Annotated in this window: 15 protein-coding genes; 7 read left to right on the top strand and 8 right to left on the bottom strand. The window is 73.1% G+C overall.

The features are described from left to right. Positions 1-2: 2 nt before the first annotated feature. A complete protein-coding gene (locus AGRA3207_RS30160) occupies positions 3-854 on the bottom strand; it encodes a hypothetical protein (protein WP_231330523.1) in 852 nt (283 codons plus the stop codon). A 137-nt stretch (positions 855-991) separates the two neighbouring features. On the opposite strand from AGRA3207_RS30160, the gene hisN reads away from it, so the two are divergent. The 3 genes from hisN to lhgO all read left to right on the top strand — a co-directional run bounded on the left by hisN (position 992) and on the right by lhgO (position 3,293). Next, entirely contained in the window at positions 992-1,795 is an 804-nt protein-coding gene (gene hisN / locus AGRA3207_RS30155; RefSeq protein ID WP_231330522.1) for a histidinol-phosphatase, read from the top strand. Between the two features lie 97 nt (positions 1,796-1,892). Continuing rightward, entirely contained in the window at positions 1,893-2,084 is a 192-nt protein-coding gene (locus tag AGRA3207_RS30150) for a hypothetical protein (RefSeq protein WP_231330521.1), read from the top strand. A gap of 21 nt (positions 2,085-2,105) precedes the next feature. Continuing rightward, positions 2,106-3,293: an L-2-hydroxyglutarate oxidase gene (gene lhgO / locus AGRA3207_RS30145; protein WP_231330520.1), complete on the top strand. Its 1,188-nt coding sequence runs from the start codon at positions 2,106-2,108 to the stop codon at positions 3,291-3,293. Between the two features lie 3 nt (positions 3,294-3,296). Here lhgO and AGRA3207_RS30140 read toward each other — a convergent pair whose 3' ends face one another. The 3 genes from AGRA3207_RS30140 to AGRA3207_RS30130 form a co-directional block, all read right to left on the bottom strand. Continuing rightward, positions 3,297-4,349 (bottom strand): hypothetical protein, encoded by a 1,053-nt coding sequence (locus AGRA3207_RS30140; protein WP_231330519.1) that lies wholly within the window; start codon positions 4,347-4,349, stop codon positions 3,297-3,299. A gap of 157 nt (positions 4,350-4,506) precedes the next feature. After that, on the bottom strand, positions 4,507-5,862 hold the full coding sequence (locus tag AGRA3207_RS30135; RefSeq protein ID WP_231330518.1) for a cytochrome P450: 1,356 nt from the start codon (positions 5,860-5,862) through the stop codon (positions 4,507-4,509). Positions 5,863-5,938: 76 nt separating this feature from the next. After that, on the bottom strand, positions 5,939-8,902 hold the full coding sequence (locus AGRA3207_RS30130) for an AMP-binding protein (protein WP_231330517.1): 2,964 nt from the start codon (positions 8,900-8,902) through the stop codon (positions 5,939-5,941). Positions 8,903-9,202: 300 nt separating this feature from the next. On the opposite strand from AGRA3207_RS30130, the gene AGRA3207_RS30125 reads away from it, so the two are divergent. Then, the gene (locus AGRA3207_RS30125) at positions 9,203-10,387 is read left to right on the top strand and encodes a Kelch repeat-containing protein (protein WP_231330516.1); all 1,185 of its coding nucleotides are present in this window, start codon (positions 9,203-9,205) and stop codon (positions 10,385-10,387) included. Between the two features lie 4 nt (positions 10,388-10,391). Here AGRA3207_RS30125 and AGRA3207_RS30120 read toward each other — a convergent pair whose 3' ends face one another. Beyond that, positions 10,392-11,246, bottom strand: coding sequence for an alpha/beta fold hydrolase (locus tag AGRA3207_RS30120; RefSeq protein ID WP_231330515.1), 855 nt, complete (start codon positions 11,244-11,246; stop codon positions 10,392-10,394). 98 nt (positions 11,247-11,344) lie between these two features. Between AGRA3207_RS30120 and AGRA3207_RS30115 the strand changes: the two genes are divergently transcribed. Next, complete coding sequence (locus AGRA3207_RS30115) at positions 11,345-11,734, top strand: winged helix-turn-helix transcriptional regulator (RefSeq protein WP_231330514.1); 390 nt, start codon at positions 11,345-11,347, stop codon at positions 11,732-11,734. Here the strand turns inward: AGRA3207_RS30115 and AGRA3207_RS30110 are convergent. Next, positions 11,731-12,099, bottom strand: a complete 369-nt coding sequence (locus AGRA3207_RS30110; protein WP_231330513.1) for a hypothetical protein — start codon at positions 12,097-12,099, stop codon at positions 11,731-11,733. The genes AGRA3207_RS30115 and AGRA3207_RS30110 overlap by 4 nt on opposite strands. Before the next feature lie 137 nt (positions 12,100-12,236). Then, the gene (locus AGRA3207_RS30105) at positions 12,237-12,599 is read right to left on the bottom strand and encodes a DUF3054 domain-containing protein (RefSeq protein ID WP_231330512.1); all 363 of its coding nucleotides are present in this window, start codon (positions 12,597-12,599) and stop codon (positions 12,237-12,239) included. 979 nt (positions 12,600-13,578) lie between these two features. On the opposite strand from AGRA3207_RS30105, the gene AGRA3207_RS30100 reads away from it, so the two are divergent. Both AGRA3207_RS30100 and AGRA3207_RS30095 read left to right on the top strand, forming a co-directional pair. Next, complete coding sequence (locus AGRA3207_RS30100; protein ID WP_231330511.1) at positions 13,579-13,971, top strand: peptidase inhibitor family I36 protein; 393 nt, start codon at positions 13,579-13,581, stop codon at positions 13,969-13,971. Positions 13,972-14,048: 77 nt separating this feature from the next. Then, positions 14,049-14,423: a hypothetical protein gene (locus AGRA3207_RS30095; protein WP_231330510.1), complete on the top strand. Its 375-nt coding sequence runs from the start codon at positions 14,049-14,051 to the stop codon at positions 14,421-14,423. A gap of 163 nt (positions 14,424-14,586) precedes the next feature. On the opposite strand, the gene AGRA3207_RS30090 is transcribed toward AGRA3207_RS30095, so the two are convergent. Continuing rightward, complete coding sequence (locus AGRA3207_RS30090; protein ID WP_231330509.1) at positions 14,587-15,204, bottom strand: dihydrofolate reductase family protein; 618 nt, start codon at positions 15,202-15,204, stop codon at positions 14,587-14,589. Between the last annotated feature and the right edge of the window lie 510 nt (positions 15,205-15,714).

Here is a 15,714-nt window from a genome sequence, read left to right as displayed (position 1 = left end):
CGTCAGCCGCCGGCGGGCTCCTCGAACAGCGTGCGGGCCCGGGCCTCGGCCTCGTTCAGCGCCTTGACGTGCTCGGGGGCCAGCTCCTCCACGCACCGCGTCATCTCCTCGGTGACCTGGCTGAACGCGCTCTCCTCCGCCCCCCGCAGAGCCGCCCGGACGCTCGCCGAGCGGGCACCGAGCGCGGCCCACTCCAGCTCCAGCCGGGCGACCGCCTCGTCGAACGCGCGCGCCGTCTCGGCCCCCGCGTCCTTCAGCTCGCCGGGGATCGGGCCCCGGCCGGCCTTCCGGGCGTGGCTCGACAGCGTGGAGATGCGGCTGGCCAGGGACAGGCCCTCGCGGGCGAGCGGCAGCACCTCGTGGATCAGGTCCGTCACGGCCTTCGCCAGTTCCTCGACGCGGGTCAGCAGCGTCTGCGTCGCCTCCTCCAGCGCCGCCGACGTCCGCGCGGCGACCCGCTCCGCCACGTCCTGCTGCTGCTTGGACAGGGCGGGGACGATGTCGCTGTCGAGCCGCCGCCGCAGCTCCCGCTCGCGGGCCCCGCGGTCGCCCGGCCCGGCGCGCTCGGCCCAGTCGGCCCACACCCGCTCGATGCGCTCCTCCCCCGAGGCGGCGATCTCCGCCGTGATCTCCTCCAGGGCCTCGCCCGCACGGGCCTTCAGCCGTTCCACCCGCCCGTAGAGGGCCTCGCGTTTGAACGGGTCGTTGAGCTCGTTGAGTTGCGCCTGCAATCGACGGGACACATCGATGGCGTGCTCGGCCAGGGGGACGAGGCGGTCGGCGAGCTCGTCGAGCGTCTGGGCCCGGCGTGGGTCGGTCAGCTCGGCCACCCACCCGGGAAGGTCGTGCGCCATGGGCTCCATGCTGCCATCTCACCGCCCCGGGAACGGTCCGCAACGCCCTCGGCGCGCCCTACCGGGACGACCGAAAAGCCGGAACCGCATGGGTAAGTGTGTCGGCGCCCCGCGTGATCAGGGTAGCGTTGCACGCCGTGGCGGGCTATTCCGATGACCTGCGTCTCGCGCACGTACTGGCGGACGGGGCCGACGACATCACGACCAGGCGTTTCCGCGCGCTCGATCTCCAGATCGAGACCAAGCCGGACCTGACGCCGGTCAGCGACGCCGACCGCAGCGTGGAGGAGCAGATCCGCGGCACGCTGAAGCGGGCCCGCCCCCGCGACGCGGTGGTGGGCGAGGAGTACGGCAAGACGGGCTACGGCAACCGCTGCTGGATCATCGACCCGATCGACGCCACGAAGAACTTCGTCCGCGGCGTGCCCGTCTGGGCGACGCTCATCGCGCTGATGGAGAACGACCAGATCGTCGTGGGCATCGTGTCGGCGCCCGCCCTGAACCGCCGCTGGTGGGCGGCGCGCGGCGGCGGCTCCTGGACGGGCCGCAGCCTGACCCGCGCGACCAGGATGAACGTCTCGGCCGTCTCGGACCTCTCGGACGCGTCGATGTCGTTCTCCAGCCTGAGCGGCTGGGAGGAGCAGGGCCGCCTCGACCGGTTCCTGGACCTCACCCGCGAGGTGTGGCGGACGCGCGCGTACGGCGACTTCTGGTCGCACATGATGGTCGCCGAGGGCGCCATCGACATCTCCACCGAGCCCGAGGTGTCCCTGTGGGACCTCGCGGCGCTCCAGGTCATCGTGGAGGAGGCCGGCGGGATGTTCACCGACCTGTCCGGCGTCCCGGGCCCGGACGGCGGCAGCGTCGTGTGCACCAACGGCAAGCTGCACGCCGACGTCCTGCGCACCCTGGGCGGCGGCCAGCTCTCCCTGCGCATCTGACGGTTCCCGCGCACGCGATATATCGTGGATGACGGACGGTCCCGGAACCACGACCACGCGGCGGCCGTTCTCCCGGTAGAGCCTCGGAGGTGCAGGGATGGGAAAGAAAGTCGTCTACGTCGTCGGCGGTGTGGTGGTCTCGCTCATCGCCCTCAAGATCCTCGGCCCGCTGATCGCCCTGCTCATCGTCCTGGGCGTCGTCGCCCTGCCCGTCGTCGCCTACATGATGCTGGACCCGTCCCAGCGCAAGAGGGTGCGCGCCCAGGGCCGCAAGCGCCTCGGGAGCTGATCTCCCCGTAGGGTGCGGGGTGTGGCGGAGACAAGGATCGGCGTGGTCGGCGCGGGCATCCTCGGGCTGGCCATCGCGCGCCGGCTGACCGAGACGCGCCCGGACGTGAGGGTGACGGTCCTGGACAAGGAGGACCGCGTCGCGGCCCACCAGACGGGGCACAACAGCGGCGTCGCGCACGCGGGCCTGTACTACGCGCCGGGCTCGCTGAAGGCGACGCTGTGCCGCCGCGGGATCGGACTCCTCAAGGAATACTGTGCGGACCGGAACCTCCCCTACGAGGAGTGCGGCAAGATCGTCGTCGCCCGGAACGCCGCCGAGACGGGCCCGCTGGAAGAGATCGAGCGCCGCGCGACGGCCAACGGGGTACCGGGACTGCGGCGGCTGGGCGCCGCCGAGCTGCGCGAGATCGAGCCGCACGCAGCCGGGGTCGCCGCCCTGCACTCCCCGACCACGGCGATCGTCGACTTCCCGGCGGTCGCCCGCGCGTTCGCCGACGACGTCGTCAAGGGCGGCGGCGAGGTTCGCCTCGGATTCGAGGTCGTCCGGCTGGGCCGCAGGGGCGAGGCGGTCACCGTCGCCTCCCGCGCCGAGGAGCTCGTCTTCGACCGCCTCGTGGTGTGCGCGGGCCTGCACTCCGACCGCGTCGCCCGCATGGCGGGCGACTCCCCCGCCCCCGCGATCATCCCGTTCCGCGGCGAGTACCACCGCCTGGTCCCCGCCCGGACGGACCTGGTCCGCGGCCTCATCTACCCGGTGCCCGACCCGCGCTACCCCTTCCTCGGCGTGCACTTCACGCGCCGCGTCGACGGCGGTGTGGACATCGGCCCGAACGCCGTCCTCGCCCTGGCGCGGGAGGGCTACCGGCGGCGCGACGTCCGCGCGGCGGACCTCTGGGAGACCCTCCGGTGGCCCGGCTTCCGCCACCTGGCCCGCCGCCACTGGCGCACCGGCGTCCGGGAGGTGTACGGCTCGGCCGTCCGCCGCGCGTTCGTCGCCGAGGCCAGGTCGTTCGTCCCGGAGCTGACGGCGGCGGACGTCGTCCCCGCCCCCGCGGGCGTCCGCGCGCAGGCGGTGGACCCCGACGGCTCCCTCGTGGACGACTTCCGCATCGGCCGCCGGGGCCCGGTCACCACGCTGCGCAACGCCCCGTCGCCCGCGGCGACGTCGTCCCTGGCCATCGCCGAACACGTCACCGCGGGCCTCTGAGGGTCACCCCAGGCGCTCGACGAACGACACTCCCCCGGTCTGCACGATGGACAGGATCGTCCGGGTGCCGGGCACGTTGCGCATCGCGCCGACGTACACCCGGTCCTGGGCGTTCCGTTCCGGGCCTTCCGCGGTGGTCCACTCGCCGCCGTTGTAGTTCACGTACTGGGATCGGCCGACCCCGTTGCCGGTACCGAGCCAGACGCCTCCCCGCCCATCCGAGGCCAGGCGCGGGTCATAGTCGATCCACTCGGGGGTCGGGATGTCCTCCCAGTCGCCGCCGGTCCAGCGGAGCAGCGTCCGCCCGTTGGGGACGGCGCTACCGCGGCGGTACGCCCACGCGAGGCGGCGCCCGACGGGAAGCACCTCGATGAGTTCCTGGGCCGAGCCGTGCGGCGAGACGGTCGTGACCTTCGTCCAGTCCCGGCCGTCCCAGTGGAGGTTGTACGGCACGACGTCCCTGGTGCGCACCGTCACCCAGATATCGCGGGACGAGCCCACGTAGACGCGCCTGGGCTCGTCCGTACGGTCCAGCGGCAGGGTCTGCCGGACCCAGGCCCCGTTCTCCCAGCGCAGGACGGGGTAGTCGGGCACCTTGTAGTTCTCCATGACCGCCCACGCCGTCGTGCCGGGCGCGGCCGACAGGGCATCACCGGCACGCAGGGCCGGGCGCTCCACCTCCGTCCACTGCCTCCCGTCCCAGTGGGAGGCCCGCCCCCAGTCGTTCCGTAACGTCCAGGCGTTGCGGGGGCTGGAGGCGGCGAACAGGTTCCCGCCGACACCGAACTGGGCCGGCAGCATGGACCGCGTCCAGCCGTGCCCCCGCCAGCGCAGAAGGAGCGCCCCTGCGAGCCCTGCCTCCGCCCCGAGCAGCCAGATGTCGCGCGGGCCTGTCGCGGCGAGCGCCTCCAGCGTCCGCGGCGACGCGGGCTCGGGCAGCGGAACGTTCCGCCAGGTGGGGGCGGCCGCTGCCGCCGGGCGGGCGAGAGGCAGCGACAGCGCGGCTGCCGCGCCGGTCACCAGTGCGGTGCGGCGGCTGACGGGACCACTGGTCATCCGGACTCCTGAAGCGGGGGAAGGGTGACGGTCGCAGACAAGAAGACAAGACACCCCACCTCCCCGCAATGCTCACGACCGGATGCGGGCAGTCACCCCCCGTACGACCACCATTGTCCGGACCCGGCCGGTTTGACCCCGATGGCGGCGACCGTGCTCACGCGGTCTCGCAGCGGTCGAGCCGGACGGGCAGCCCGTCCTTCGGCGACGGCAGGGACGTGGTGTCCAGGGGCCATTCGTACCGTTCCGGCACGCTCCAGCGATAGCGCACCAGCATCTGGTGCAAGATCGCCTTCACCTGCATGCCCGCGAAGTACAGGCCGATGCACTTGTGCGCGCCGCCGCCGAACGGCGACCACGCGTACTTGTGGATCCTGTCCTCGCGGCGATCGGGCCCGAACCGGCCGGGGTCGAACCGCTCCGGGTCCGGCCACCAGTCGGCCATGTGGTGGTTGGTGAGCGTCGGGACGACCACGGTCGCGCCCTCGGGGATGTGGAAGCCGAGGATCGAGGTGTCCTTGACGACCTTGCGGGGCAGTGCCGGGACGGGCGCGACCAGCCGCAGCGACTCCTTCATCACCATGTCCGCGCCGGTGAGGGAGTCCAGCTCGGCGTCGGTGGGCGAGGCCGTCCCGAGCGCCAGGGACTCCTCGCGCAGCCGCTCCTGCCATTCGGGATGCCTGGCCAGGTGGTACGCCATCGTCGTCAGCGTGATCGTCGTGGTGTCGTGCGCCGCCATCAGCGCGAAGATCATGTGGTTGACGACGTCCTCGTCGGTGAAGCGGTGGCCGTCGTCGGTCTCGGCCTCGCAGAGCGCGGCGAACAGGTCGTCGCCGCCGTCGCGGCGCTTGGCGGGCACCTGGTCGCGGAAGAACCCCTCCAGCACTTTGCGTGCCCGCAGCCCGCGGTGCCAGCGCAGCCCCGGGACCGGGAAGCGCACGTACGCGGTGCCCGCCCGGACGGCGTCGACGAAGGCGCCGTTGACGCGGTCGCGCTCGGCCCTGCTCAGCCCGACGCCCATGAACACGTCGGTGGCGAGGTCCAGGGTGAGCTGCTTGACGTGGTCGTAGACCTTGAAGCCGGCTCCGGGCCGCCACGCGTCCAGGCCCGTGACGATGCCGGGCGCCATCGCGTCCAGGTAGGAGCGGAGCCGCGCCCTGGTGAACGCCTGCTGCATGATGCGGCGGTGGTGCAGGTGCTCGTCGAAGTCCAGCAGCATGATGCCGCGGTAGAAGAACGGGCCGATGAAGTAGCTCCAGGCCGGGCCGTTGGCGAACGCCTTGTCCCGGTTGACCAGCACGACCTCGGCGGCCTCCGGGCCCTGCACCGTGACCGTCCGCTGGCCGAGCAGCCATCCCCAGGCGACCGCGCCGTACTCGTCGTAGCGCTTGCGGGCGTAGTCGAACGGGTGCCGCATCACCTGCAGCGTGTTGCCGATGTAGGGGATGCCGGGCACGCCGGGGACGGCTTTCAGCCCGCTGCCCTCCGGCGGTGGCGCGAGGACGCTCGTCATGGACCCTCCGGCCGTGCAACAAATGAGCGATTTCTGTCGCTTTCTTGTAACGCAGCGGATGACCGGGAGTCCAGGGCTATCCGCGCGTCCCCCCGGCCGGGGGCGCCGGGCGGTAGGCGCCCGTCCCGTCCCGGACGTAGGTGCGCCCGTCCCCGCCTGCGGGGACGCCCTCCTCGCGCAGCCGCGCCGTCTGCGGCCGCCACCCGGCCGTGACGGGGATCTCGTCCACGACCCGGACGATCGCGGGACGCAGCGCGGGCTCCACCCGCAGCAGCGCCTCGGACAGGTCGACCGGCTTGAGCGCCTCCCGCTCGGCCGCGGCCACCTGCCCGGCCAGGGGGGCGCGCAGGGTGACCGCGGCCGCCGCCAGCTCGGTGTCGCCGTCCGGGATGCCGTACACGGCGACGGAGTCGACGCAGGGCAGGTCGCCCAGCGCGTCCCTGATCGGGCCGGGCGGGACGATGCCCTCCGCCGTCCGGATCAGCTCGGCGTCCCGTCCGACCAGCCAGAAGTCGCCGTCGGCGTCGCGGCGGAACAGGTCCCCGGTGGCCGTCCAGGCGTCCCCGGGCGCGAACACGCCCCGCATCGGACGCGACCCGGACGGCGCCGCGCCCGGGGCCGAAGGCCGGACGCGTGCCAGCAGCATCCCGATCTCGCCGGGCGCGCACTCGACCGCGAAGCCGTCCGCCCCCTCGGCGAGGCGGCCGCCCTCCAGGTCGTAGCGGGCGAGCCTGACGGGCGCGCCGCCCGGCATCGGGCGGCCGAGCGATCCGGGCTTCTTCCCGCTCAGGTTCACCAGGATCGTCCCGCCCTCGGTGGAGGCGTAGAACTCCAGCACCCGCGCGGGCGCGAACCGCTCCTCGACCCGCCGCCAGAGCCCGCGCGGCATGCCCGAGCCGATGAACAGCCGGACGGGATGGTGCCGCTCCCCCGGGTGCGGCGGCGCGTTGACGAGATCGCGGAGCAGCGTCCAGGTGTAGGACGCGACGGTCACCCCGTAGCGGCGCGCCTCGTCCCAGAACGTCTCCGGGTCGTAGGCGCTGGCCAGGGCCAGCCGCGCGCCGCCCGCGACGGCGCCGCCGAGGCTCATCAGCAGCGCGGAGGGATGCTGGATCGGGGTGAGGCTGAACACCGTGTCCGCCGGGGACAGCGCCGCCGACGAGGCGGTGCCGAACGCCGACAGCGCCCACCGGCGGTTGGTGACGCGCCCGGCGCGCAGGTGCTCGCCGTCCCCGGTGAACACCACGAAGGCCAGGTCGTCGGCCCTTCCCGGATTGGGCCGGTACCAGCCGGGGAGCGTCACCCGCGCGGGATCGATCAGCTCCATGTCCGGCAGCGCGCCCCGGTCGCCCGTGCCGCGCCCGCCCAGCAGGTACGCCCGGACGCCGTCCAGCCCGGCGGCGCGCCCGGCGTGCCCGGGGTCGGCGATCACGCGCGTGACCTGCCCCAGCCGCGCCTCCGCGGCCGTGTCGCCGTCCGGCCGCAGCAGCACCGCGACGGCGCCGAGCCGGCTCAGCGCCGCGACCAGGGCGAGCGCCGTCGGGCGGGTGTCCATCAGCACGCCCACCGGCTCGCCCTGCCGGACGCCGATGTCGATCAGCCCGCGGACGATCGCGTCGACGCGGGTCTTGGCGGCCTCGTGCCGGTGCGCCCGGCCCTGGTAGAGGAAGAACACCTCATCCGGCCTGCGCGCGGCCTGCTCGTCGAGCAGCAGGCCCAGCGACATGCGCGTGTCGGGCCCGATCCGCTCCAGCCGGGTGAGCCGCGGCAGGTTCTGGGCGGCCTCCCCGGCGAGCCGCCGCGTCCCGCGCACCGTCCGCGCCGCCGCCGTGAACGCCTGACGGGCCGCGTCGGCGCCCGCGCCCGCCGCGAGCCGCAGCCCGTATCCCGCCGGCCCGCCGGGCAGCCCGGCGGGCGTGGCCTCCTCGTCGCCGCTGACGGGCGTGACGATCTCCGGCAGCGCGCCCCCGTCCTCCCGCCAGCGCGCCCACCCGGCCACCGCCGGCCACGTCCGCCCGATCGCGAGACCGCCGACCACCAGCCCGAAGTGCCCGGCGCGCAGCGACGCCTCGTACACCGGCGCGCGCGGCGCGGCGCGGCGGATGCCGCGGACCATCGGCGGCGGCGCGATCTCGTCCACCTCCCCGACGAACGTAAGCACGGGGCAGGTGATGTCGGCCAGTGTCACCAGCCGGTCGCCGATGACGAACCCGCCCGTGAGCATCCGGTTGTGCTGGACGAACTGGCGGACGAACTCGGCCAGCGCCGGGCCCGGCCACGACACCCAGCCCTCCCGCTCCAGGAAGCGCCGCTGCCGCTCACGCGACGCGAGCCGCTCCCGGTCGTGCAGCTGGAGAATGAAATCGACCCGCGAGCGCACCGACTTCACCGGGCTGAGCAGCTGGAACCCCGTCCGCGTGACCCATCCGGGCACCGCGAAGGCCCCGAGGAGCCAGTCGGGGATCCGCTCGGCGCCCTCGGCCGCGAGCCGGCCCGGCAACCCGAACGGCAGGCCCACGCTCGTGTCTGACGGGCTGCCGAACGTCACCACCGACGCTATGCCCTCGGCCCGCCGGTACGCGGCCGCCTGGTAGACGAACATCCCGCCCTGCGAGTATCCGGCGAGGTGGACGTCCCGTCCGGTGATGTCCCGGATCCGGTCGACCGCGTCGTCCACCGCCAGCACGTGGTCGGTGATCGTCCGTTCCAGCCCGCCGGGCTCGCGCTCCGGCGCGCCGAAGTCCACCACCCACGGGTCGATCCCGAGCCGCCGCAGCGTCGCCACCGCGCTGACCCGCGACGAGATGTCGTACACCTCCGCGGTCATCATCAGCGGCGGGACGAGCAGCATCACGGGCCCGCCGCCCTCGCCGGGGAAGTAGTGCCGCAGCCGGTGCACCCGCCGCTCGCTCACGACCTCGTACGGCGACGCGTCCTCATCGGTGTCGAAGCCCCCGAACCGGGCGACCTCAAGGGCGTTCTGGGCCGTGGAGCCCAGGCGGGCGCCCAGTCGGAGCAGCGTGTTCGCAGCAGACGGCATCGTCGACCTCTCAGAACCTCACCGCCATGGTGTCCACAAATCCCCATTAATACCAACGATCAAGGACGAGCCCACCCCGGCGACGGGGCGTGGCCCTGTGCTCAGGGCGGGGCGTCGCGGACTTCTCGCGTGGCCTGGCGTCACGCTCTGTGCACAGAACGGTGAGAACATGCTGGCCGCGGCGTCAACTCTCTGTGTTCGCGATGTCGCTCGGATCGTCCGGTGGCCGAGACTCGGGTCGTGGGGAAGCGCGTGGGGTACGGCCGGCGACCAGGTCAGATCCATCCGGGGGGCTCGATCATGATCACAGGGGCTGCGGGGACGGTGCGGGACGCCGCGGCGGGCGCGGCCCCGGGACGCTGGTCGGCGGCGGGCGGGCTGGCGGAGCCCACGTGGCTGGCCACGAACACGGCGGTGCTGCTGGGCGACGGCACGGTGCTGCTGGCCGGTGGTGAGAACGCGCGGCGCGACGCCTACGGCGGGGCATCGGTGTACGACCCGGCCGCCAACGCCTGGACGGCGACCGGCGCCCTGACCGCGACCCGCAGGCTGCACACGCTCACCCGCCTCGCCGACGGGCGCGTCCTGGCCGCGGGCGGGATCGGCGGGCCGTTCTCGACGCCGCCGGGCGAACTCGCCACGGCCGAGATCTACGACCCGGGGACGAGGACGTGGACGCCGACCGGGAGCATGGTCCAGGCCCGCTACCTCCATTCCGCGACGCTGCTGCCGGACGGCCGGGTGCTCGCCGCGGGAGGGACGTCCGTCCGCGACGAGGAGTCGTACCGGACGCTGGACTCGGCCGAGCTGTTCGACCCGGGCACCGGCACCTGGTCCGCGACCGGTCCGATGAACGGCGCCCGGACCGGGCACCCCGCCGTGCCGCTGCCCGACGGCCGGGTCCTGGCCGCCGGGGGCATGGTGATCGTCACCAGGGACGACGCCGCGGGCACCGCCCACTGCGAGACCTACGACCCCGCGAGCGGGACGTGGCGGCCGACGGGCAACCTGGTCACGCCGCGGATCAGCGCGGCCGCCGCGCCGCTGCCGGACGGCTCGGTGCTGCTGACCGGCGGCGGGCAGGGCATCTTCCAGAACTGGGCCTACAGCCCCTACAGCCTGTCCTCGACCGAGCGCTACGACCCCGCGACCGGGCGGTGGAGCGCGTCCGCGGACATGCCGTGGGCGCTGAGCTTCCACCGCGCCGTCCCGCTGCCGTCCGGCAAGATCCTGGTGGCGGGCGGCACCGACACCGGCTGCGTGGACGTCGGCTACCGGGCGACGTTCCTCTACGACCCGGCCACGCGCGACTGGAGCGTCACCGGCGGGCTGGGCGTCGGCCGCTGGGACTTCGCGGCCGTCGCGCTCGCCGACGGGCGCGTGCTCGCGGCGGGCGGCATCGCCTTCGGGCCCCTGGCCACCGCCGACGCGGCCGCGGTGGAGCTGACCCGCACCGCGGAGATCTTCACCCCCGACCGGCCCTAGCCGGTCACGCGTCCCGGTCCGCGCCGAGGAACGGCGCCATCAGCCCGAGCAGGGCGTCAGGGCGGTCCAGGGGGACGATGTGGCCGCAATCCTCGATGACGTGGCCGGTGAGGTCGTCGGCGACGGGACGCAGCCGCCGTTCGAGGGCGTCCCCGACGGGATGGGCGCCGATGGCCATCGTGGGCACGGTCAGCCGATGCGAGGCCGCGGCGTCCCGGATCTGCCGCGCGCTGACAGGAAGGGCACGGTAGTGGGAGAAGGCGCAGCGAAGGGACTCGACGCCGGTGTAGGCGCCGACGAAGGCGTCCCGGATAGGACGTGGCACGCCGCGGCCGTGCGTGCCCGTGCGCAGGAACCAGTCGACGTACTCGGCCTCGTGCCCGGCCAGGACCGTCTCGGCGAGGCCCGGGACCGCGTGGAAGCCGAACCACCACGGCGGACCGGCGCCGGGCGGGTCCTCCGCGCCGGGCAGCCCCAGCAGCGACTCCATCAGGACGAGCCGCCGCACGCGGCCGGGCCGCCGCAACGCGAGCAGGAACGCGGGAAGGGCCCCGGCGTCGATGCCGGCGACGGCCGCAGTGGGCTCCCCGAGTGCGTCGAGGAGTGCCTCGGCGTCGGCCGCGAGGGTCCCGGCGTCGTACCCGTCCCGCGCCCGGGTGGTGCCGCCCGTCCCCCGCAGATCCGGGGCGATGACGCGAAACCCGCCGAGGCCGGCGGCGACCTCCGTCCACAGCCGCCAGGTGTGCGGGAAGCCGTGCAGCAGCAGGACGGCGGGCCCCTCCCCGGCGACCGCCACGTTGATCTCGATGCCGTTGGCCGCGACCCGGCGCGTGGCGGGCACGGAGACGGTGCCGGGCATGGCCCCTCCCGGGTGGTAACCATTGGTGACATGATGACGATAAGTAATCCCCGCTGCATGTCCAAGACGGCACTTTCCCGACAGGTGGTGAGCTCCGGGTGACCTCCTCACGGCGGCCCGCGGCGAAGGGCGACCTCTTCGACCCGCAGTGCCCGACCCGCAAGCTGCTGGACCGGATCGGCACCAAGTGGACCTCCATGGCCGTCAAGGTCCTCGCCGAGGCCGCACCGCACGAGCTGCGCTTCTCCGAGCTCCGGCGGCGGATGCCGGGGGTCTCGCAGAAGATGCTGTCCTCGACCCTGCAGAGCCTGGCGCGGGACGGCCTGGTCGCCCGCCGCGTGGAGCCGACCGTCCCGCCGCACGTGCACTACCGGCTCACCGACCTGGGCCTGTCACTCGAAGTCGTGCTCGCGGGCGTCCGGACCTGGGCCGAGGAGCACATGGCCGAGGTCGACCGCGCCAACGCGTCCGGCCCCGCCGGTCACTAGCGCGGGGTCGCCGGGGCGCGCTCGGCCAGGGACAGGGCGCAGAAGACCAGGCCCGTCACCAGGCCGGCGCACTGGACGACCGTCCCGGCGAAGGCCAGGACGTCCCCGGGGTCTCCCAGGGCGTCCCGCGCGTTGTCGGTGACGACCGCGCCGAACGACAGGAAGACCGCGATCACCGCCGGCACGATGAGCGCCCATCGCGGGCGCGCGAGCAGGGCGACCAGCGCACCGGCCGCGAGGATCACCAGCCCGGGCGGGACCACCGGGTAGTCCATGCCCCCGGCGATCTGCACGGGGATGGCCGCGGCGGCGACCGCCAGTCCCGCCGCGGCGAGCCTGCGGTTGGCGGACGAGGCGACGTACATGATCGGTTTCCTCCCGACGGCGGGTCATGACGCCGACCATCGTCCGAGGGGGACGCCGGTCCCGTCGTCATGGCCAGGGAGGCTTCCCGGCTACACCACCGGGCGCAGATCAACACGGGGCGCGTGCTCCCACCGCGCTAGGGCCGGCCGCGGGAACCCGCGATCCGCCCGGCCGCGAACCGCCACCCGAGGAGCACCAGGGCGAGGAAGGCCAGGGCGACCAGCACGAACGCGAACGCCGTCCCCTGCCCGGACACCACCCGCAGCACCATCCCCGCGGCCACGGTCACCAGCCAGACCCCGACGCCCGAGGGCACCACCGCGTCCGGCCGCCGCCAGGCCCTGACCGCGCCCCACCCCACCGCGAGCCCCACCAGGAACGGCCACGCCGTGCTCGCGAACCCCGTCACGCTCCCGGCCTCGTCATGCGAGGCCCGTCCGATGGCGACGAAGGCGAGCACACCACAGACGTCCAGCCCGCCCGCAACAAGAATCCGCACAAGGGAAAAGATAGAGGCAGGCCACTAGACCACTCCCCGCGGCACGGACATGGACAGCTCGATCCGCCCCGCCCAGCCTGCACCGCACTGACTACGACACCGGCTACATCCGAGGGCGGGCCCTCGACGCCCGCTTCGCGCGCTGCCCAGAGGTCTCTGGAGAAGAACCCCTCCATCACCTATGTGCGGATCTTCGGGGTCGATGCCCGGTACCGTCCCGAGACCGGCATGACCAGGCCCTCGGCTTCCGGGTACCGGTGCGGCGATCCCCGGCGCCACCACAGTGCGAGGGATTTGGGCAGATTCGGCTACAACGGCCGCCGCTTGGTCGCCGATGCTCCTGCGCGGTGCACCGCCCCGCCGGACGTCCTCACGCCAGGCGGCACCCGGTCGGCGACGGGATCTACATCTCGCCCAAGAGTGCGAGCCAGCATGCCTGGCGAGCGGTGAGGGCGAGTAGCCCTACCTGAACCAGCGAGGACGGTCCCGTCGCTCACCCGGACAAGATCACGCTCATGTACGTGATAACGCGTAGCTGTCACGCACATGAGCGATCAGCGCTCCGGCCGATCAGGCGATCCCGTCGGTTCGCCCGCTCTGGTCGCCTCCTGACAGGACGAGCTCATGGAGGAGACCTCGCCACGACCAGGACTCAGACCTCCCAAAGCAGATACTCCGGGCAAACAGCGACTTCGGGCAGCCCCAGGACGTGATCATCTATTGACCAGTCCAGCGGCGTCCCGGGCGCGCGACCTCGGCTCGCACACGACACCCGGCACCTCCAGCGCTCGCCGGTCGACTACCCTTCACAGCCACCCAAATGGGCACACTCGGTTGAACATTCTTCACTGTGTGTCATAGAAGTGGGCGGCGCGGACAGCCAGAGTCGATCCCAGCGGAGATGAGGGCGGCACCGCTGAACATCTCGAAGTCGGCCTCTCCCGCGAAGAGGTCAATCGAGATGAACAGGAGCATCGACATGCACCGACTGGAACGCACGATGGTCGCGGCCATGGCCGCAACGGTCACCTCGATGGCGATCCCCGCGCTGGCGCACGCCGCTGCTGCGCCGACGCAAGCGGGCGCGCTCGCCTCCTGGGAGTGCCCGCCGGGATCCGTCTGCCTGTACGACGACAGGGGAGGAAACCGCCGCTTCTATGCCAAGGCCGACGGCTGCTGGTTCGACAACATCGGCCTCCAGGGCCTGGGTGACCGGGCCGAGTCCATCCGCAACCGCACCCGCCACAAGGTGAACCTGGCCAACTGGAACGGCCGCGCCTGGGAGCACCTGGTCTCCGCCGCCCCCGGCGAGATGTTCAACCTCGGGCCGTCGGTGCGCAACAAGACCGACGCGGTGCACGTCATCTGCTGACCAAACCCGCCCGCAGCACCTCTCGGGCCCTGCGGCCATGGCCGCAGGGCCCGCCTTCCCGCGCCATGCTGACCGCGATGGGTGTGCAGCACATCGGCTCGGACCGGGTCCGGCCGTTCGGCCGCGCCGCCCCCGCAGACGGCCACGACCCGGGCGAGTCATCCGGCCGCTGCGGGCGGGACAACACGGTGGTCCTGGCCTTTGGCTCCCTCACGCCGTGCCCGATGTCGCGGTGGACGGCGCACGGCGACGTCCACACCAGCCCGCTGGCCGTACTGGTGATCGAGGCCTGGGAGCGCTCCCAGGCCCAGATCGTGCCCACACACGCCTGGTGCGGCTCGCACCACGGCTGCCAGCCGCCCTGCGAACCACAAAAGCGCGACCCCGGGGCCGAGCAGCCGTCCCCGCTGGCTGCAACCGCGAGAAGCAGCAACGTTTGTGCGTTGCTCTGAGCGACGGTTGTGGGCGTGAGAAGGGGACCGTGTCGAAGGGGTTCAACGACAGGCGGAGGAGCCGCAGGTGCAGTCCCGACCCGGGGGGTGGTGATGAACATGGATGACGGCGCCCGGCGGGACACCCGTTGATCGCCCGATGCAGAGTTCCGCTATGACATTGTCAGGTGACGACGTCGTAGATCAGGTGCGTCGCGGTCGACGTCGAGGTCACACTCCGCTGCACCAGCGTGTGCGGCGCTTCGCCGGTGAACAGCGGCGTCCCGGTGCCCAGGACGACGGGCGCGATGTGCAAGCTCAGCACATCGATCAGCCCGGCGTTGAGCGCCGAGCCGATCGTGAGGCCGCCGCCCATGAGGACGACGTCGAGGTCCTTGCCGCTCCCGGCCGATGCCGCCTCCGCGCGCTCGCGCGCGGCGGTGACGGCGTCGGCCAGGCCGGTGGTGACGAACGTCCAGTCCAGGCCGGTGAGCCGCAACGACTTCGGCGGCGAGCTCGTCACGACGACGAACGCGGGCTTGCCGACCTCGCGGGCGCCGTAGCCGGAGTCGTCGTTCCAGCCCTTCGGCCCGTCGACCACGTCGAAGAGCCGGCGGCCAAGGACGACGGCGCCCGAGCCCGCGGTCGCCTCGCGCAGGATCCGGCGGTCGTCAGGGTCGTCAGAGAACGCCCAGGTGTGCAGGGCCTCGCCGCCGGTGCCCAGACCGTTGTCGGGATCGGGGTCGGGCCCGGTGACGAGACCGTCGACGGAGACCGAGATGTCGGCGATGATTCGAGTCATACCAGGACAGACCAGGTCGGCCGCGCGAACTCACCGCTCACACCGATGAACTGGGTCAGGGAGCAGAAACATAAGTGCTTGTGTCACAACCCGTCCGCCCTGGTGGGTGCCAGTCTGGCCAAGACAAGCGCGGGCCAGCGCCGTGGCCGACGTGCCGCCAGGCAATGCGGTGAGAGGCGCCCGATCGCGGGGCTGAGTGGCCGTGCTCATGGGTGTGGGAGGTCGAGGTCATGCGAATGCTCCCGCCTGAATCGCGATCAGTCCGGCGTAGAGACCCTCGCGTGTCACCAGATGGCCGCTGAACTCGACGGGCCGGCCGGAGGCCACCTCCACATCCGGTCGGCGTCGCGCACGCGGGTCAGCCGGTGCGCCGATGACGAGCGTCGCCCAGGCCGGGGGCCCGGGTCGATGAAGGCGACGGCGGCGGATATCAGGGTGAGGGCCCGGATCGGATCCTCCGGTCGGCATCGACCACCTCCACACCCGCAACGCGGTCAGGACCGTACGAAC

Source organism: Actinomadura graeca (assembly GCF_019175365.1).
GTDB lineage: Bacteria > Actinomycetota > Actinomycetes > Streptosporangiales > Streptosporangiaceae > Spirillospora > Spirillospora graeca.
This window is presented reverse-complemented; position numbering and strand designations above follow the sequence as displayed.